This window comes from Methanothrix sp., from assembly GCA_029907715.1.
Lineage (GTDB): Archaea > Halobacteriota > Methanosarcinia > Methanotrichales > Methanotrichaceae > Methanothrix_B.
The window spans coordinates 237,090-256,142 of the sequence record JARYLI010000001.1 but is presented as its reverse complement, the minus strand read 5'-3'; the positions used below and the strand labels follow the sequence as shown (position 1 = coordinate 256,142).

The 19,053-nt window shown below is 54.9% G+C and carries 20 protein-coding genes and 1 tRNA gene; 10 read left to right on the top strand and 11 right to left on the bottom strand.

The annotated features are described in order from the left end of the window. The first annotated feature begins 150 nt into the window (after positions 1-150). From dph5 to mptN, 3 genes are read left to right on the top strand one after another with little or no spacing between them, the layout of a single operon-like run. Entirely contained in the window at positions 151-948 is a 798-nt protein-coding gene (dph5, locus tag QHG98_01250; GenBank protein MDH7596360.1) for a diphthine synthase, read from the top strand. Between the two features lie 9 nt (positions 949-957). Next, the gene (locus QHG98_01245) at positions 958-1,473 is read left to right on the top strand and encodes a hypothetical protein (GenBank protein ID MDH7596359.1); all 516 of its coding nucleotides are present in this window, start codon (positions 958-960) and stop codon (positions 1,471-1,473) included. Next, on the top strand, positions 1,470-2,348 hold the full coding sequence (mptN, locus tag QHG98_01240; protein ID MDH7596358.1) for a tetrahydromethanopterin:alpha-L-glutamate ligase: 879 nt from the start codon (positions 1,470-1,472) through the stop codon (positions 2,346-2,348). The genes QHG98_01245 and mptN overlap by 4 nt, the downstream gene beginning before the upstream one ends. Before the next feature lie 121 nt (positions 2,349-2,469). On the opposite strand, the gene QHG98_01235 is transcribed toward mptN, so the two are convergent. Then, positions 2,470-3,297, bottom strand: a complete 828-nt coding sequence (locus tag QHG98_01235; protein MDH7596357.1) for a DUF63 family protein — start codon at positions 3,295-3,297, stop codon at positions 2,470-2,472. 176 nt (positions 3,298-3,473) lie between these two features. Next, entirely contained in the window at positions 3,474-4,694 is a 1,221-nt protein-coding gene (locus QHG98_01230) for a radical SAM protein (GenBank protein MDH7596356.1), read from the bottom strand. Between the two features lie 196 nt (positions 4,695-4,890). On the opposite strand from QHG98_01230, the gene hisG reads away from it, so the two are divergent. The 7 genes from hisG to QHG98_01195 all read left to right on the top strand — a co-directional run bounded on the left by hisG (position 4,891) and on the right by QHG98_01195 (position 12,999). Further along, positions 4,891-5,763 carry an ATP phosphoribosyltransferase gene (hisG, locus tag QHG98_01225; GenBank protein ID MDH7596355.1) on the top strand — a complete coding sequence of 291 codons (873 nt, stop codon included), beginning with the start codon at positions 4,891-4,893 and terminating at the stop codon, positions 5,761-5,763. Between the two features lie 404 nt (positions 5,764-6,167). Next, positions 6,168-6,803, top strand: coding sequence for a 30S ribosomal protein S3ae (locus QHG98_01220; GenBank protein MDH7596354.1), 636 nt, complete (start codon positions 6,168-6,170; stop codon positions 6,801-6,803). An 18-nt stretch (positions 6,804-6,821) separates the two neighbouring features. Then, the gene (locus tag QHG98_01215; GenBank protein MDH7596353.1) at positions 6,822-8,696 is read left to right on the top strand and encodes an agmatine deiminase family protein; all 1,875 of its coding nucleotides are present in this window, start codon (positions 6,822-6,824) and stop codon (positions 8,694-8,696) included. A gap of 447 nt (positions 8,697-9,143) precedes the next feature. After that, positions 9,144-11,363, top strand: coding sequence for a CDC48 family AAA ATPase (locus tag QHG98_01210; GenBank protein MDH7596352.1), 2,220 nt, complete (start codon positions 9,144-9,146; stop codon positions 11,361-11,363). A gap of 53 nt (positions 11,364-11,416) precedes the next feature. Next, complete coding sequence (locus QHG98_01205) at positions 11,417-11,689, top strand: PRC-barrel domain-containing protein (protein ID MDH7596351.1); 273 nt, start codon at positions 11,417-11,419, stop codon at positions 11,687-11,689. 63 nt (positions 11,690-11,752) lie between these two features. Then, positions 11,753-12,151 (top strand): hypothetical protein, encoded by a 399-nt coding sequence (locus tag QHG98_01200; protein MDH7596350.1) that lies wholly within the window; start codon positions 11,753-11,755, stop codon positions 12,149-12,151. Positions 12,152-12,162: 11 nt separating this feature from the next. Next, positions 12,163-12,999, top strand: a complete 837-nt coding sequence (locus QHG98_01195; GenBank protein ID MDH7596349.1) for a hypothetical protein — start codon at positions 12,163-12,165, stop codon at positions 12,997-12,999. Positions 13,000-13,314: 315 nt separating this feature from the next. Here the strand turns inward: QHG98_01195 and QHG98_01190 are convergent. The 9 genes from QHG98_01190 to QHG98_01150 all read right to left on the bottom strand — a co-directional run bounded on the left by QHG98_01190 (position 13,315) and on the right by QHG98_01150 (position 19,052). Beyond that, a tRNA-Ala gene (locus QHG98_01190) sits at positions 13,315-13,387 on the bottom strand. A 487-nt stretch (positions 13,388-13,874) separates the two neighbouring features. Continuing rightward, on the bottom strand, positions 13,875-14,942 hold the full coding sequence (locus QHG98_01185) for a GvpL/GvpF family gas vesicle protein (protein ID MDH7596348.1): 1,068 nt from the start codon (positions 14,940-14,942) through the stop codon (positions 13,875-13,877). Then, positions 14,926-15,249 (bottom strand): gas vesicle protein K, encoded by a 324-nt coding sequence (locus tag QHG98_01180; GenBank protein ID MDH7596347.1) that lies wholly within the window; start codon positions 15,247-15,249, stop codon positions 14,926-14,928. Before QHG98_01180 ends, QHG98_01185 begins: the two co-directional genes overlap by 17 nt. After that, on the bottom strand, positions 15,219-15,956 hold the full coding sequence (locus QHG98_01175) for a gas vesicle protein (GenBank protein MDH7596346.1): 738 nt from the start codon (positions 15,954-15,956) through the stop codon (positions 15,219-15,221). Before QHG98_01175 ends, QHG98_01180 begins: the two co-directional genes overlap by 31 nt. After that, a complete protein-coding gene (locus QHG98_01170) occupies positions 15,946-16,392 on the bottom strand; it encodes a gas vesicle protein (GenBank protein ID MDH7596345.1) in 447 nt (148 codons plus the stop codon). Before QHG98_01170 ends, QHG98_01175 begins: the two co-directional genes overlap by 11 nt. Further along, positions 16,389-16,637 carry a gas vesicle protein GvpG gene (locus QHG98_01165; protein ID MDH7596344.1) on the bottom strand — a complete coding sequence of 83 codons (249 nt, stop codon included), beginning with the start codon at positions 16,635-16,637 and terminating at the stop codon, positions 16,389-16,391. The genes QHG98_01170 and QHG98_01165 overlap by 4 nt, the downstream gene beginning before the upstream one ends. A gap of 241 nt (positions 16,638-16,878) precedes the next feature. After that, positions 16,879-17,568: an ATPase domain-containing protein gene (locus QHG98_01160; protein ID MDH7596343.1), complete on the bottom strand. Its 690-nt coding sequence runs from the start codon at positions 17,566-17,568 to the stop codon at positions 16,879-16,881. Continuing rightward, positions 17,556-17,945, bottom strand: a complete 390-nt coding sequence (locus QHG98_01155) for a PadR family transcriptional regulator (GenBank protein ID MDH7596342.1) — start codon at positions 17,943-17,945, stop codon at positions 17,556-17,558. Before QHG98_01155 ends, QHG98_01160 begins: the two co-directional genes overlap by 13 nt. Positions 17,946-18,410: 465 nt before the next feature. After that, positions 18,411-19,052 carry a DUF835 domain-containing protein gene (locus QHG98_01150; GenBank protein MDH7596341.1) on the bottom strand — a complete coding sequence of 214 codons (642 nt, stop codon included), beginning with the start codon at positions 19,050-19,052 and terminating at the stop codon, positions 18,411-18,413. Position 19,053 lies beyond the last annotated feature (1 nt).

The window sequence follows — 19,053 nt, the reverse complement described above, 5'->3', positions numbered from 1 at the left end:
TGTGTCAGCTGTGATAAATATATTCCCCGCCAGCGACGGGCGCAGAGGATGTGGAGCGGGGATGAATACACAGCAGGGCGGGCGCAAATACCCCAGAGTGAACAGCGGTGGATACAGAATATTTAAACCGGATGCTGCGCAGTAGCATTCATGCTCTTCTTTGTGGGCCTCGGGCTGTACGACGAGCAGGACATCTCGGTGAAAGGCCTCGAGATAGTGAGATCAGCCGATGCAGTGTATGCGGAGTTCTACACCTCCCGGCTTATGGGCACATCCATCGAGAAGCTGGAGAGGCTTTACGGTCGCAGGATGAAGATCCTCTCGAGATCTGAGATCGAGGGCGAGCCTGAGTGGATCGAGGAGGCCAGGGAAAGGAACGTTGCACTGCTGGTTGGAGGTGATCCGATGATCTCCACAACCCATCTGGATCTGCGGCTCAGAGCGATTGAGATGGGCATTGATACGAGAGTGATACACGCATCGAACATCGCATCTGCAGTTCCGGGGATAACAGGGCTGCAGAACTACAGGTTCGGCAGGTCTGCCACTGTGCCGTTTCCTCATACCGTGAGGGGAAAGCGCATAGTTTCATCCGCACCATATGATGCTGTTAAGGACAACCTGAGCAGAGATCTCCACACGCTTCTCTACCTCGACATCCAGGACGAAAGGTTCATGAGCATAAATGAGGCCGCAGATCTCCTGATCGAGGTCGCAGAGGGGAGGGATGATGCGGGGTTTGCGTCGCGTCTCGCAGTCGGCATCGCAAGGGCCGGCTCAGAGGATATGTGTGTCAGAGCCGGCGCGCTTTCAGATCTTAGGATATGCAGCTTCGGCCCGCCTTTACATGTGCTTGTCATCCCTGGCAGGTTGCACTTCATGGAGGCGAAGGCGCTCAGAATACTCGCAGGCGCCACGGAAGAGCTGCTATCAGGATATGAGCTTTGAGGTGATGATATGAGGTTTCAGATTATAGCTCTCGTGATATGCATCCTTTTATCTGCACACTCCTCCGGAAGGGACACCACCATAGTCTACTCTGGAAGCGTTGTGCCGCTCGATCAGCAGGCATCTGATGTCGCAGGGGTATGGAGTGTGAGCCTGAACGACACCGTGATAACAGCGGCCATCAATCAGACAGGCCGTGAGATCACAGGTCGCTGCAGATCAGACGCCTGGAGCGGCGTGATCTCTGGCATGGTCTCCGGAGATCAGATGAGCATGGCAGTTGCAGCTCTCCAGGGAGACGTTCTGATATCAATATACATGAGCGGCAGGCTCGCAGGAGAGGTGGTGAATGGGGAGTTCATCAGAACGGACAGCAGCGGTCTCGCCGACACAGGATCTTTCATCGCGAGAAGGGTGAGCTCTGATACATCAGGATATACATCAGCGAAGAGGGTTGTGATCAACAGAACCGAGTACAGGGTCTCCGGACCCGTCAGCGGGATTCTTGGAACGAACCAGATATGAGATCCGTTGGTATAGTGGTCTCGAACCCCGATGACTGGACCGCCAGGGCGATATCCAGGGGCCTGGCAGAACTCGGCATCTCTCCAGTGATGATGGAGATCTCGGAGCTCGCTGTTGAGATCGGAGCGAACCTGAGCTTCAGGAGAGATGGCGTTGACATTCTCGATCTCGATACGCTCATAATCAGAGACATGGGGAGGGGCGCGCCGCAGGATGTTGCATTCAGGTTTGAGGCGCTCAGGTCGCTTGCGGATCTGGGGGTGGCCGTGATCAATCCTCCTGACGCGATTGTTAGGGCAGCGAACAAGTTCGCAACATCGATGGCCCTCGTTCGCGCTGGTGTTCCCACACCCAGGACGGTTGTGACCTCCAGCTACGAGGAGGCTTTGAGGACTGTGGAGAGCATGGGGCGCGTGGTCTGCAAGCCGCTCTTCGGGTACAAGGGGAGGGACATAGCGCTCCTCCGGCCTGAGGATGAGGATCTGATAAGAGATCTACTGATCAGAAGAGGCGCCATCTACCTGCAGGAGTTTGTTGACACGCCGGAGAAGAGGGATATCCGGGCGTTTGTCATTGGAGATGAGGTGGCAGGCGCCATCTACAGGGTTGCGCCTCCAGGCGAATGGATAAGCAACCTCGCAAGAGGCGGGAGGGCTGAGAGGTGCGAGATAAGCGATGAGATTGAAAGGATCGCTGTTGATGCGAACAGGGCGGTCGGGACCGTTTACAGCGGAGTCGACATGCTCGAATCAGAAAAAGGATTGATGGTCATCGAGGTCAACGGGACGCCATCTGGGAAGGGGATATACTCAGCGCTCGGCGTGGATGTGGGAAGGATGATTGCAGATCTCGCACTTCGAGCATCGATGCGCTGAATTCCAGGACTTCTGCCATCGATCGAATCGGTTGAACCGTAGGAAGTACGGCCAATCCAAAGATCCTCCATGTTCAGTTTAACGATCGCCAGTATTGATGGGCCTTAATCAGAGATGTGCATCATATCCCGAGCGTCATTCGCAGCGTGTTCCTGGTGGCAGGTGCGAGCCCGAGAACCAGCAGCGTCAGCACAAGAATGCCCCACATATCCCTGTCATCCCTGAGAGACTCATCAAGTATGGCGAGCAGCGGCAGGAGAACTATCAGCTTTAAGGGATACATCACTGCTGCACTTCCGACCAGGTGTATGAGCAGCGTTGGGACGACATGCTTCTCCTCATAGCCCAGCCAGTCGATCCCGATGTATGTGGAGCTCGCGTCGAGCATGTGTGAGAGGATAACAGAGAGCGCGCATCCGTTCTTTGGGATGGAAAAGCTGTGCGGCAGTAGGCGTGATGAAAGGAATACAACGCCTGTGATCGAGGAGCCCAGAACGATGACAGCCAGTGGCACCCATGGATGCTGCACCCCTCCTCTTATTAGCAGGAGCAGATTCAGGATGCTCCAGAAGATCCCGATTGCAGAGTACAGCCTGTAGCCGCCTGTGAGCCTCCTGGATATGAAGAGCGCGATCAAAGTCACAGATGCCACAAGAAGGTAGATCAGCGGAGTTATCAGGATGTAGCTTAAGGGCGGATTGACCAGCTCCGCATCCTCAACGACGCGCAGTGAGGAGCCTGCGATTATATAGGGCGCGGTGGCGAGTATGAACCTCCTGCTGAACCCGATATCATACCTCCTGAATGCCCTGTGGATGAGAACTATGAAAACGCCCAGGATGATCGCCCAGGTCACTGTGTTCACGGGATTGTAGCCGCTGTCATTGATCACCGGATCCACGTAGTACCTCTGTACAAAACTCACGATCTGCTCGCTAGGAGAGTTCATACGAACACCTCATCACCCGATATGGGATCTGCAGAGCATCTGGTGCGGAGGTTGATGAGATCATCTCAGAGGTGATGGTCTTCATCACGGACGGGCACGGATGAACATGTCTCAAAATTGCCAGCGCCCCTCGAGATGTCGATCGGTGCCCTGGAACCCGGAGAGACTCCTGGAACTCAGGGTCCTATGTAGCCGTATGCAGTCTGGCATATCACAGTCCTCAACCCGATGCCCTTCAGCATCCTGTGAACCTCGAGCATCTCGTCGTATCCCGGCCTACGTATCCGGCTTCTGAACTCAGGCCTGTAATCCAGGACACAGACCTGAAGTCCATCATCGATCCTGCAGATCTCCTCCCCGATCTCCGCGACCTCCTCGAGAGATATCAGATCCCTGCTGTAGGGAACGCCGACGCCGATGAATACCTCCTCCTTATAATTGTCGATGATATATTTTACAGCCCTCCAGCTGGTCTTCATGTACTCTTCCGCCAGCTCTCTGTCTTGCACACCCGTGATCCTCATGAACGTCTCAAGCCTCAGGCCCTTCAGATCCGGGCCTATATCTGTCATTCCCGCCTCCACAAGAGCATCTATGTAATCCTCCGTGAGAAGCGTCCCATTGGTGTCCACATGTATTCTGGCATCCTCAGATGGATTCAGCCTCCTGAGCTCTTTTATGTACCGTACAAGCCATGGCCTGTTCAGTGTGCTCTCGCCGCCGGAGATCGCCATCCTGTCCACGCCGTATCTCATCCTCGCATCAGTCATGAGCATCGCGGCCTCCTCTGGCGTCAGCGCGAGAGCGCGTCCGTTGTATGCTGTTTCCCAGTTCTGGCACTGAGGGCACCGGAGGTTGCAGCCACATGCGAAGGTTGCCACCTCCACGTACCTGTAGGGATTCTTCAGCTGCCATGGCGTCCCCACGCCTCCAACCCTGTGCCCCATCCATCCGTGGAGGCGCCTCAACGGGGTGTAATCCTCCGGTGGGTCTGTTCTGATGTTCATGCCATCCTTCACGCCAGTGACACAGCATGGCCTCATCTCCCCGTCCACACCCACCGCGCAGCTGTAACACCCCCCAACCCCACATGGAGCGAAGATCTTCCCCTCAGACGGAATCCTGGATGTCTTGAATCCCAGAATCTCCAGCGCCCTTTTCACCGTTATCCTCTCCGGGACGGAGAAAAGCTCACCGTTCACCATGATCCTCACATACCTTTCTGCGTCCATTTCTCTCATCTCGATGGCCTCGCAGGGGCATGTGATCTGGCATGCTCCACAGCCGATGCACTCCCCGGCATAACCGACACTCCTGCTGGAACATGCCACGATCTCGCTGCATGCGCCGCACCGCATGCACTTGCTCTCGTTCCTTTCAGCAAACAGCAGCCTCATGTGATCCCGCCCTTGACCTGCCATAAGTCCGGACGATCTTCGTTCCAGGAGAGCGATCCTGCCGCCACCAATCGTCCTGTGCTCATCTGCCTCTACCTGAGATCCTCATTTCTCACGTGACGTGATATACAGTCAGACCACAAGATCCTCTGCAAAACATATATCTCCCTTGTTCTGAGGTATGTGTGGATAGCCCATGATAGACATAGCAATTCCAAAGGGGAGCCTGCTCAACCAGACCCTCGAGCTCTTCGAGAGAGCCGGTCTGGAGGTGCGCAGGACGGAGAGGGAGTACAACGCCAGGATAAACGACCCCAGAATTGGCAAGGTCAAGATACTGAGGCCGCAGGAGATCCCGACCTATGTGAGCAGGGGATACTTCGATCTGGGCATCTCAGGCACAGACTGGATCGTTGAGTCCGGAGCAGATGTTGTGACCGTGGCCAACCTGAACTACGGGAAACAGGGGCCGGGAGTGGTCAAGGTTGTCGTCGCGGTGCCCGAGTCGATGCCGGTCAGCTCCTCAAGGGAGATACCTCCAGGGAGCAGGGTCGCGACAGAGTACCCGAACATCACCAGAAGCTATTTCGAGCGCCTGGGAATACCGGTCGAGGTGCAGTTCTCCTATGGGGCCACCGAGGCGAAGGTGCCGGAGCTCACGGATGTTGTTGTCGATCTCACAGAGACTGGCTCAACGCTGATCAAGAACGGACTGAAGATAATCGATGTCATAATGGAGTCGACCTCAGAGCTGATAGCAAACCAGCAGAGCTGGTCAGATCCCTCCAAGAGAGAGGAGATCGAGGCGGTGGAGACCCTGCTCTCAGCGGTGATCAGGGCCAGAGGCAAAGCCCTGCTCAAGATGAATGTATCGGAGAAGAACATAGAGCAGGTCATCTCCATACTGCCCAGCATGAAGCACCCCACGATCTCAAAGCTCTACAACTCAGGATACTATGCGATCGAGAGCGTCGTCGATAAAAAGGACATAAATCTGCTGATACCGCAGCTCAAGAAGGCAGGCGCCTCCGATATCCTGGAGATTGATATATCGAAGATCGTGCCATGAGGTGCACCTGATCTGAGATCCTCCGATGAGTTGCGTGCATGAGTCGCCGAGATCTGAAAGGAGCTGGGCAGGATCATGATGGATCTATCAACTGTTCGGCCTTAAGGCCGGGTAGTGTGCCTGAATCACTGAATTGAATTTCAGGGATATGCACTCACTTGCACAGCAGATCACAAATCCTGCTCAAGTGCTTCGGGTTCGGTGATCTGAGTACACAACCAATGGCTGTAATTTCCTCTGCACAGGAAGATACCTTGTCCAGGGGCCACGAGAGCTGAACGATTCCGTTCGGGCGATCGCTCCATTTTACAATTTTCTGCTTACCGGAACACCCTCTGGATAAGCTTATATACGGATAGCTTGATTGGATCTCGGATTGCTATTCATTGTCTGGAGGATGTTTATTGGCTAGAAGGGCACAGAGGAAAGCAGAAAGGGCAAAGGTCAAGCAGTGGTACAAGGTCCTCGCACCTGAGATGTTCGGGCGCACGCCTGTTGGCGAAACGCTCGCAAACGACCCGAACAAGCTTCTTGGCAGGGTGATCGAGACCACGCTGGGTGACCTTACAAACAACTTCTCGAAGCAGAACACAAAGCTCAGGTTCAAGATAGACGCGGTGGCCGGTGATACAGCATACACCAGGTTCATAGGTCACGAGATGACCACAGACTACATCAGGTCCCTTGTCAAGCGCAGGACATCACGTATCGATGCTGTGGTCGATGTGATGACAAGCGATGGGTATCTGGTGAGGGTCAAGCCGAGCTGCTTCACCGTCAAGAGGGCCAGGGCGAACCAGGTCAAGGCCATAAGGGAGATCTCGCGGCAGGTCATACTCTCCAAGGCCGGGAACATAGACCTCAACGGGCTAATCCAGGAGGTTGTGCTGGGCAAGCTCTCGCTTGATATATACAAGGACGCGAAGGCTGTGTACCCCCTGAGGAGAGTCGAGATAAGGAAGACGGAGATACTTGCAGGGCCGGGAGAGGTCCCGCAGCCGGCTGCTGTACCGGAGCCGACAGTAACTGCAGAATCCTGAGCTGCGGCGAGCTGAGCCATGGTCAGGGTGGGTCTCGTCCAGACCAGTGTCACCGGGGACCTGAACCTCAATCTAGCTAGGGCTCTCGATCTGGTGGAAAGTGCTGCTGAGAGGGGAGCGGAGATCGTCTGCCTGCCTGAGCTCTACAGGACGCCGTACTTTCCCAGGGAGGAGAGGGCTCAGGTCCAGCACTACGCTGAGACGATCCCCGGTGAGTCGACCACAGCCTTCTCGAGGCTCGCTGCCCGGAGGAATGTGGTCGTGATAGTCCCGCTCTTCGAGCGGTACGGGAGCGTCTACTACAATTCTGCAGCCGTCATAGATGCTGACGGCTCGATCGCAGGCGTGTACAGGAAGTCCCACATCCCATGCGACCCCATGTTCTACGAAAAGAGATACTTCTCTCCGGGGGACGGATTCAGGGTCTTCAGGACGCGCCACGCCTGTATTGCAGTGCTGATATGCTACGACCAGTGGTTCCCGGAGGCGGCGCGCTCTGTGGTCCTGGACGGTGCAGACGTGATATTCTACCCGACCGCCATCGGCAGGATAAGGGGCGTGGAGGAGTCGGAGGGCGACTGGCAGGCCGCCTGGGAGACAGTCCAGCGCGGGCATGCGATAGCGAATGGCGTGCATGTGGCCGCAGTGAACCGTGCGGGCGTGGAGGGCGAGATCGAATTCTGGGGAGGATCTTTCGTATGCGACTCGTTCGGGAACCTCATCGCACATGCCGGCTCTGATGAGGAGGTCGTTCTCGCAGATCTCGATCTATCGAAGAACTTTATGGTGAGGGAGGGGTGGGGATTCCTCAGGAACAGGCGGCCTGATGCATACCGCTCCCTGGTGAGGGATCCTGAGAGATGCTCTGCGACGCCGAGGGGTGAAGGCTACCACATGCCGGCGGAGTGGGAGAGGCATGATGGTGTCTGGCTGGCATGGCCGCACGACACGGATACATTCCAGGACATCGAGTCTGTTGAGCTCGCATACATCTCGATGATAAAAGCGCTCCATGCTGGAGAGACGGTGAACCTCCTGGTGAGAGATGAGGGGATGCGTGAGCGGGTGGAGCGTGTCCTACAGCGGGATATCAGGATGAGCAGCCTGAGAATCCATACCATGGATTACGCGGACGTCTGGTTCAGGGACTACGGCCCAACCTTCATCGTGAACAGAAACGAAAAACGCCTTGGGATGGTCGCGTGGAGCTTCAACGCATGGGGTGGGAAGTACTGCGAGCTCATGGGCGATGTGAAGATACCATGCCACATCGCACGCGATCTCGGCATCAGGTGCTTCCGCCCGGGGATCGTGCTTGAGGGTGGGTCGATAGATGTTAACGGCTCCGGAACGCTCATGACCACGGAGCAGTGCCTCCTCAATCCAAACAGGAATCCTCACATGAGTAGATGGGACATAGAGTTCTGCCTGAGGGAGTATCTGGGGGTCAGAAAGATAATCTGGCTCAGGAGGGGAATAGCAGGCGACGATACCGACGGGCACGTCGATGATGTGGCGAGGTTCGTATCCCCCAGAAGGGTGGTTGTTGCATTCGAGGAGGATAGGGATGACGAGAACCACGAACCTCTGCGGGAGAACTGGGAGATTCTCAAGCATGAGACGGACCAGGATGGAAACCCGCTTGAGGTGATCCGTCTGCCGATGCCGGGTTATGTTGGGGATGAACAGAGGCTGCCCGCAAGCTACGCAAACTTCTACATCGGGAACAGAGCGGTGCTCGTCCCGGTATTCGGCCACAGGAACGATGCGCGTGCTCTGAGCATCATTGGTGCGCTCTTTCCGGAGAGAGAGGTCGTGGGGATCGACGCCCTGGCAATGGTCCACGGTCTCGGCACGATTCACTGCGTGACGCAGCAGCAGCCGGCGGTATAAACCAGCAAGCTGGCTGGCTGTGAGTGGAACATGCTCAATACGTTGAGGTAAATTGCCCTCTTGACAGATTTCTGGATGAACAACTATGCCATAGCGGCTTCACTTGATCAGTAACTCAAGTACGCTCACGATATCAAGCAAATACTGTGAGTGCCTCCAGCCATATCGATTTTCCGAGCATGTATTCGTTTTATTGATGCGGACGGCATGTGACTTAGACAGCATGTGACTTCGAAGTATCTGTAAGGCGCTGTGCCATTGGATGCCGATTTCCTTCGACAGGTCGATATAGATCTCAGAACCGATTTTAAAAGCCTCTGAGACACCTGCAGCTCATCCCTTGCCGGATCCAGTGGTACAGAGCGCGATGAGTCTGAACTCAACAGACCTCTGCCCTTCGCTCCTGCTAGATAAATCTAAATAATGTCAATCATATAATCACGTAACGTGTGGGAAGTCAAAGAACTTCAGCTCAAGGTGGCGAAGGCCTATCCGAACGACTCGGCCAGAGGCATCGCCAGGCTTGATCCGAGCGCGCTCCTCACCCTCCGCCTCTCACCGGGAGATATCATAGAGATAGAGGGGAAGAAGATAACAGCAGCGAAGGTCTGGCGCGCGGACAGGCAGGACTGGATTCAGGACTATATAAGAATAGATGGCTTCATCAGGCAGAACGCGGGAGTTGGGATAAGCGATCGCGTGAAGGTGAGAAAGGCCAAGTACAGCGATGCAACCAGGATAGTCCTGGCGCCGCCAGCTGGCTCGCACATGCAGTTCGGCCCGGACGCTGTGGATATGATAAAGAGGCAGACCCTGAAGCGTCCTGTGGTCGCAGGCGATATACTGCCGGTGATGAGCACATCCGGCCAGGCTTTCCTGGGCAGGATGGAGGCAATTCCTCTCGTCGTAACAGCCACAGACCCCGGCGGGATCGTGGTCATAACAGACAGAACCGAGATACTCCTCATGGACAAGCCCGCGCGCGGCGTCGGCTCGATAAAGGCGACCGGAGTCACATACGAGAGCGTTGGAGGGCTGCGGGCCGAGGTCCAGCGGGTCAGGGAGATGATCGAGCTTCCCATGAAGCACCCGGAGGTCTTCAGAAAGCTCGGGATCGATCCGCCGAAGGGCGTTCTTCTCTACGGACCGCCGGGCACCGGAAAGACCCTCATCGCGAAGGCAGTTGCCAATGAGAGCGGTGCCAGCTTCTTCAGCATCGCAGGGCCGGAGATAATGTCCAAGTACTACGGAGAGAGCGAGCAGAGGCTTCGAGAGATATTCGAGGAGGCGAACAGCAACACGCCATCCATAATATTCATAGACGAGCTGGATTCGATCGCCCCCAAACGGAGCGAGGTCACTGGCGAGGTCGAGAGAAGGGTTGTGGCGCAGCTCCTTGCGATGATGGACGGTCTGAAGGAGCGCGGCCAGCTTGTGGTCATAGGTGCCACGAACAGGATAGACGCGATAGATCCGGCGCTGCGCAGGCCTGGCAGATTCGACAGGGAGATAGAGATCGGAGTTCCGGACAGAGACGATCGCGTGGAGATTCTCCAGATCCATGTGAGGAACATGCCGCTTGCAGATGACGTGAACCTCGAGGAGCTGGCGAACCGGACTCATGGATTTGTTGGGGCTGACATCGCCGCTCTCTGCAAGGAGGCCGCGATGAAGGCTCTCCGCAGGTACCTCCCGGATCTAGGAACAGAGGACGACATACCTCCTGAGATCGTGGAGAGCATGAAGGTCACCAGGGATGACTTTGAGATGGCGCTCAGGGAGATCGAGCCGAGCGCGATGAGGGAGGTTCTGGTGGAGCTTCCGAAGGTCACCTGGGAGAGCGTCGGCGGACTGGGCCAGATCAAGCAGGAGCTGATAGAGGCGATAGAGTGGCCTCTCAAGAGACCGGAGAGGTTTGAGCAGATGGGGATAAAGCCCCCAAAGGGCATACTGCTCTACGGCCCCCCCGGAACAGGCAAGACACTCATAGCGCAGGCTGTGGCCAACGAGACGAATGCGAACTTCATATCTGTCAGAGGCCCGCAGATGCTATCGAAGTGGGTTGGGGAGTCGGAGAGGGCGATAAGAGAGATATTCAGAAAGGCGAAGCAGGTCTCGCCCGCGATAATCTTCTTCGATGAGCTCGATGCGATCGCGCCCATGAGAGGCATGGACGAGGGCTCACGTGTCACCGAACGAGTCGTCAACCAGCTGCTGGCAGAGATGGACGGCCTGGAGGATCTGAAGAACGTGATCGTGATCGGAGCGACCAACCGGCCTGATATGATAGACCCGGCGCTTCTCCGCTCCGGAAGGTTCGACAGGCTGATAATGATCGGCCCGCCGGATCGCGACGGCAGGCTGGAGATTCTCAGGATTCACACCTCCAGAATTCCAAACTCAGAGGACGTCAACCTTGAGGAGCTTGCAGATCTCACAGACGGATATGTCGGAGCAGATCTCGGCGCTCTGTGCAGAGAGGCTGTGCTGCTCGCTCTCAGGGAGAACGAGAGCGCAAAGATCGTCGAGATGAGGCACTACCTCGAGGCTCTGAAGAGGGTCAGGCCGAGCGTGGAGGAGAGCATGATAAGCTACTACGAGAGGATAAGCGAGCGGTTCAGGGGCGGAGGCAGGGTCGAGTCGAGCTCGCTCATAGGATACAGGTGATGGATTCAGATGTTTCTGGAGGGCCCCTGCCATCCCTGCACTCAGGAGGTATTATGAAGAAGATCTTTGCCTCGGATCTCGCCGGCAAGGAGATCGTAACAGTGGATGGCGTTGTCCTGGGGGAGCTGGAGAACATAACATTCAATCTGGATACAGGCGAGCTCGTGGATCTCGTTGTCAAACCTGACCGCAACCTGAGCCGCGTGAAGTACAGGGCGGATGGGAGATTCGTTCGGATCCCATTCAGCGCGGTCTGTGCAATAAAGGATTACATAGTGGTCGATGAGGGGAAGTCGATCCTGTCAGGAGAGCAGAGGCGCGATTAGTATTTAATCGACGAATGTGTCTACCGTTAAAGCATGAAAGCATCGGCTCTGATTGCTCTGTGCATGGCGCTCGTGGGACTCTCGTGCTCCTTCCCTGTGCCAGTGAACTATGCTGCAGGCCAGGATCCGAGGTTCTCGGAGAGTCTGTTCATTGTGAGCGGCGGCTCGGCGCTCTCTGAGAGCTACACGAGCGTGGAGCGGCTGGAGAGGTTCACTGAGGTGAGGACCGCCTACAGCGGCGCTGCACAGCCTGCACAGGACGGCAACGGCATCCTTGAGGCGAACATCAGATCGAATGTGATCGGGAGTGCGCACATCGGATGGCTCTCAGCCGATTCCAGAGGGGTCTACGGCCGGAGCATCGAGGATCTGACAGGGGTTTTCTCCATCGAGAAGTTCATCCAGCTCTGGAACAACAGCACCGCAGGGGAGATCAGCGTCGACTGGATGCCCTGCATCTGAGGATTGCAGCAATGGGATCTGAGAGCATCACCTACGAGTTTCTGCTCGATCTGAAGCGGCTCAGCGATGCCTGCAGGGGATTCGAGAGAAGGATATCCGCACTGGAGGCGCTGGCGATAGCCATCGCTGCTTACATCATATTCATACCGCTCGGCCTTGTGGCTTACTTCAGGTTCTACTGGAGCGGCACACCGCTCGAGCATGCACCTGTCGCGATATCGCTCATAATGGGAGCGATCATCTCGCAAATCATAAGAAGAAGGCGGAGGATCAGCGTCTTCGACCTCTTTGAGGAGGAGCTCTCCGAGAAGCTGAAGGCAGCTTACGATAACAGATTTCATGACAGCATAGTGATGAGGAGTCTCGCGCAGGACCTCAAACACATCCTTTCCGGGATCCACGAGAGGGACATACTCGACACCAGCAGGCTCCACAGGAGATTGCTGGTGGTATTCGCCATGCTGGTGCTTGCGGTTGTGGTGTCCAGCAGCATCTCGGAGGAGATCACACCTGCGAACCTCGGAGTCGTCGGCGGTATAAGAGAGCTCGCCGAGGATATTCTCGGCTCAAAGCAGCCTGTATCTGAGACAAGAGATAACGTCAGCATATACGGCAAGCCGTCGCTTGCTGTGCTCTCTGAGACCAAACTGGAGCTGGAGCTCTATCCGGGATCAGGCGTTGGATCCAGGGCAAGGCCCACCGAGGCGACGGAGCGGCTTTTCAGAGAGGGGCCTCCCGGCCAGGGGGTTGCGGTCCCATCCGAGGTTTATATCGAGAGCCTTCCACCAAAGCACAGGGAGATAATCAGAAGGTACTTCACACTTCTGAGCGAGACTGAGGGCACATGAGAAATTCTCATCGAACGCGTATCACCAACCCGGGATCATCCGGTCGAGCTGCCGGGAGCGCTCGATCACCACGAAACCACATCCGGGACGAAGCGCTTCAGGAGAAAGGCGCTAAATGGATAAGAGCGATTGTTGAAGGGCCTGTATTCGCTCTGAATTTCCAACAGAGCTCTGATATCCCGCATGAGTTGCTGGAATGTTGAATGTTATGCCTGATCCCGGATAGAGCTCCAGCTCCAGTATAAAATCATCTTTGAAGTGAGATGCATCTCCAGTAGCTGTTAATTGATGTGTATAAAGTGACGCAAAGGACTATGGACAGGTCGGGATTCGGACCCGAGGCCTCTACCATGCCAAGGTAGCGATCTTCCAGCTGATCTACCTGCCCTCACTGGATAGAGAACAGAAGGGTCAGATAAACATATCGGTCCTGCATGTTGAAGAGGATTCCAGGTGGCGTGCTGAATTGGTACGACGCTTTTATCCATCTGATGACCTGTCAAGTGACAATGGTCCTGCTATGCGTTTATGTCAGATGAATGTGTGCTTACATCAGCCACACCGCAAAGCCTCCGAGTTGCCAAACGCAGGAGCTTTGATACGAAATTGCACTTTTTAATGTACTCATATCGTTGAGATCGATGCCATGTGACTCCGCACAACTAATGGAGGTTCATTGTGCGCTGCGCTCTTATGTATTCAGCAACTTGGAGGTCATTCGGGAGGTTGCTGAATGCATTCATTCGCTCGCCACGAGCGCACAGCGTGACTGGTGCCTCTTCGGGCAAGTTATCAGATGGATAAGAGCGGTGCGCTGATCCCACGGGTCGATCCGAGCTCATGAAGTCCTGTCGCGTGTGGGTCCTGATACAAATTCAAACAAATGAATACGGCTGCCATGGTCCTGTGAAGCGGACAGAGATCCCGGGCTCTGCAGTTATTTCGTCCAGGACCTGGCCGAGAGCCCTCTCATCGCTGGCAAGCACGGAGAGGTTCATCATCATCACCATGTCGCTGTCGGACTTCCTGACCTTCTCCACCTTTATGTCTTCAGCATTGCTCAGAATCTTTTCATAAAATTCTTTGAAATACGCAGCCATGAGCACATCCAGCTCCTTCCTCACAGCCGCCTCGAGCTTCTGTCTGTAGATGTACGCAACACCTGGAGGCTTTGATTTCATCTCCTCCCTGATTCTCCGCACATCATCGCTCTCATTCTCGATCCTCTCGCTGAAAACTGCTGGATCGTAGAATATCTGAATCCCGTACTCCTTCCTGCCCCGGATCTTCTCCATCTTTCTCCTTATCTCCTCAAGCTCGTCAGAGATCCATTTCTTAAGAACCTCCTCCGCTGTGCAGGAGTCCTTCGGCGCTATAATCGTGTCGAAGCCGAACGGCATCACTGTCCCGAACCTCTCAGCTGCGAGATCAACCACTTGCTGGTGCGATTTCACCCACATCTTCACCGTCTCCTCATCATCACTCCTGTACGGCTCCAGGGGGCAGCTGTGAACTACCGCAGATATTCCCTCGTGCGGGATAGTGTAGACCTCACATCCATCGATCCCCATCCATCCAAGGCTTGTGGATACGCTCGCATCCGCAAGGCAGTAGAGGTACAGTCCTTTCTCACCTGCAGGCGCGGTCTCTGCAATGGCCTCTTCTTTCACCGGTGGCTCTGCTGATTTTTTTATCTCCTCGGGTTCGCAAAAAGCGATCCTGGGGCCGCATTCACGGATACCATCAGTCTCAGCCGTCTCATCCCCACCGTATGATGCGCTCAGCTCTCTGAGTATCGCATCTCTTATCGCGGCCCTGAGTGCTGGCATGAGCTCTGCTCGCACGATCTCTGATATAAGAGGGGCCAGCTCGTCGCCAATCGCTTTGACCTCGGATCTGACCATCTCCACGATCGCATCTCTCAGATCATCGCCCCTCTCCATAAACCTCCTCCCTCCAACTCTCAGGATTCACAATTCGATCGAGAACATCATCCACGATCTCGTCCAGACCGTCGCGGACCGCCTTTACGGATTCTGTTATCCCCTGCTCTCTTTTGATCTCCTCTATCGCGATGTCAAGCTCCATCAGTGCCTCGCCGAGCCGGTTCACCTCCTCCTCAGTCAGAACTCCTGACTCCATGCGCCTCAATGCCTGCATCCTGAGAGCGTCCCTTATCACCTCGACGAGCGCTATCACAAGTCCAAGAAGGCCATGTTTCAGGTTGTTCTCATCGATATTGAGGGCCATTTGTTATGCTCCTCTGAAATCATCTCACCATTTCCATCTCTCTTTGCGTATCTCCCTATTGCGCTCATGTTCGGAGGGGTGTTTGAGTGCATGCGATTCTCTGCATCCACTTCATCAGGCACAGCATCCTGGAGCAATCGGAGAGAGCGCATCTCATGCTCTGCTGCATCTCTCACAGCATGGATCTCTGCCGAATGGATCTTTGCAACCGTGCCGTCTTTCAGGCAGATATGCAGTATGTCTGCATACCTCTTCGCGACAAGATCTCCCTTTTTCAGGGCAAAATATTCTATATCTTCGTAGTATGCTGCAAACAGAAGCTCAGGGGGCTCCTTTCTGAAGACAGCTATGCGCCTGTTCGTAACGTACAAATCTCCAGGCCTCCACGCCTGGTAGATACCCCGAGAGTGCCAGCACATGCCGAAGGTCCTGAGACGTACCTCCTCACCATCAAGCAGAAAATCTGTGGTGAGTGCCTTCAGCCTCTGCTGCTCCGCCGCCCATGCCCTCTGAGCTGCATCCCAGTCATTCCATATGCCATACCTGAGCATTGTATCCATTCCCGCAAGAGCAGCCCGGAGGTTGAGGCCGAGCAGAGGCACACCTGCAACTGAGATTATGATATCCGCGTTCAGCACGACCCCCTTGGTGAGTATCCTGTCCAGGAGATCGACCAGGCCTGCGTTCGTGCACCTCTCAGGTTCCATAATCGTCCTTCAAAACAAAAGGCATCTTCAGCATTCGATCCCTCGCGAGAGCGCTCGTCCATCCACACCACGGGCAGCACTCGTTCAGGAGCTCCTCGCGCAGCACCTTCTTCCCGCACTGGGGGCATTCCTCCTTATCGAGCATCGCATCCCGCCAGGCAGCGGTCTCGCAGCTGACCCCGGATGGGAACTCCAGGCCATATTTTGCAGCTGTCTCGAATGATGCGAGCGCAGCCCTCACCTTTATTCCGAGCAGCTCGACTCCGGCCACAGAGACGGTGATGTCCGCGTTTATGACAAGCCCCTTGTCAAGTATCCGGTCGATCGCGCCGGCCAGCCCGCGGTCCGAATTCTTCTCAGGAAGCACCATCACATTCCCCTCCAGAACGCTCTGATTGCCCACTCTGTTGATTTCATGTGCATCTCTGCAGATCACCTCTGCAGCTCCTCCGCTATCCTTAGCCTCTGCATCAGCTGCTCAGTCCTCTCCACGTACTCCTCACGGCTCATCTCTCCAAACTCGTACAGCAGCCTGATCTCCTTTATCTGATTCCTGATTCGCTCAGGGCTGTACAGCTCGCGCTGGGCGTATCCTCTGATCTGCTCCAGTGTCCAGATCAGATCAAGGCCCGGAACAGAGATGCCGACGCTTCTCAGAAGAAGATCATCTATGACGAACAACCAGCAGGACCTCCTGAGAGTATATCTTCAGATCGATTGGAAAAATACCTTGCCATCTGTCTGAAATATTTTCGCAACATGTTTCATGAGATATGTCGGGACAATTTTCAGATCCTGAGAAAAGGTGATGACGCCGGTCGGATCTGAGGTACAGCCTCAGGAATACCTTCATCCGGCGATACGGCATACTGGAAAATTGACCTGCTCCCGTATCTCATCTGCGATGGCTGGAAGCCCATCCTCAGACAGTGGTGGCTGGCCCGTATATCGGCCCAAGGACCTCAAGCCCGCCCGGCTTCACGACGAGGTGATGCTTCTCCATCCGATGTCTCGCCCCGCGCATCTTTCTGATCTGGAGGTATCTCTTAACGCCATCATAGCTCTCGATCACGCCCAGCTCTATGATTCCATCCGAGAGGAACCTCTCACCCCCCTTTTCCACATCATGACCTGTCTCAAGTATCAGAATGGATGTGAGCCCCCTGTCCCTAAGCGCAGTCAGGAATTCGTAAACGTTTCTGCGTAGGTTTGTTTTAGGGGAGAGAGCATAGAGGGCGTTCAGAGAGTCCATGGCGAAGAGCGTGAGTTCCCGGTATCTGCCGATGTATGTATCCAGTACCTCCTTCGTCATGCTGAACATGTCGAGGCTGTGCTCTCTCCATTCGATCCGCATGTCTCTGTAGTCGAACATGTGGAGGTTTTCGTGCCATCTTATCCCGATGCTCTCCATGTTCTTCAGATGGCTGTCCGTTGTCTGCTCCAGGCTCGCATAGAGGCCATGCTCTGCGCTGCCCTCGAGGTAGCGGGACATCATCGCCAGCACCAGGCTGGACTTCAGTGTGCCCTCCCCTCCGGTGACCAACAGGACAGAGCCGGCAGGTGGATCTGCCTCGAGAACGCGATCCAGTCCTTCAATACTCATCCTAAACATGATCCCTTCAGAAACGACAGCATGTACTCCAGAGCGTACACCATGTTTCCGATCTTCCTTCTCATCACCTCCTGCCCCTTGGGCGTCAGGGTGTAGAACTTGGTCCTCATGTTTCCTCTGCTGTACTCCGCTCTCAGAATACCCTCAGCCTCCATCGAGTAGAGGATGGGGTAAACAGCGCCCTGGCTCAGGAGGACGTTATACCTTCTATATATCTCCTTGATGAGGTCGTAGCCGCACATCGGGCGCTCTCCGAGTATGGAGAGAATGAGTATGTCCTTGTTCGGCTTCACGAACCTGCTCAGGAACTCCTCCCGGTCATCCTGCCCGAGGTTTGTTTCTTCGATCAGAGCCCCTCCCACAGATGCTAGAGACATAGTAATCCAAAATACTTATAATTGTTACGTATTTATGATATGTTCGATCTTTCATGATTTGAGACATTTTTGATTTAGTTTATCAGATCTTCATACTGGACCGACAGCTTTGATTGCATTTGATCCTTGTTCGCGACATTAACATCCGAACATAACTGAACTGGTCTCTGCGCGATCTGAGGCAACAGTTTAGGTGCGCCAGGAGCGCATCGAGTACCTGAATAGACCAAGGAATCGGCATTCGATCTCCTGTGTTGCATGTCGCAATTCTATCAGGGCCGCTCCTCATCCTTTTGGCACATCTTTTATCACATGCGTTTGTGCGTAAAGCTTTCCGCTCTTATCCATATGCTATCTTGCCCAATAGAAGCACTGGGCTTGCTATGCGTTCCAGGTAAATGAATAAGTGCGTTAAGCAACCATATGCACGACCCGCAAGTTGCCAAACACATAAGAGCGAAGCTTTCATCTCCACTCCGCAGGAATCTCCTGCATATCCCGCTCTATCAGCGCCATCTCCCTCTCGGAGAGGGCGGATGGATTCACAGGCACGATCAGGATCCCTCTGCTTATGAATACCATCTCCATGATATCGCGGAGAAACCTGATGACCTGGACAAAACCGTTCATGACCACGAGAAGCTCCAGACCATCCAGCAGAACCACCGGATTTTTGCTCTTATCCAGGAACCTCGCAGTTATGTCAGCCATGACCTCCAGGCTATTTACAGCCATCTGACCCCCACTACGCCTGCTGATCCAGAAGATCGGTGTGATCTGAAGAACATACCTGTTTCTGATCTGCTCAGGATGAAGGGTGGTGAAGCAAAGCCCTTGAGCCCTCTTCTGATTGCAGCTCTTGCATGGACATTTGAGGGTGCACTCTTCACAACCTATGCTCTCGCAGTTGAACGCATCAGGATGCTCGCAGCTCGCGCACTGTCCTCTCACAAGCGACGAGAATATCTGGAAGCTGAACTCAGGCTTTTTCTCTCGGATCAGATACGCTGAGCCACGGGAGAGCTCTGTTGGCATGCGCGTGCCCACAGGCTCGGTGAGCGGCACCACCCTGGGCTTTCTCCGGAAGATATTGAGAATGGTCAGCACT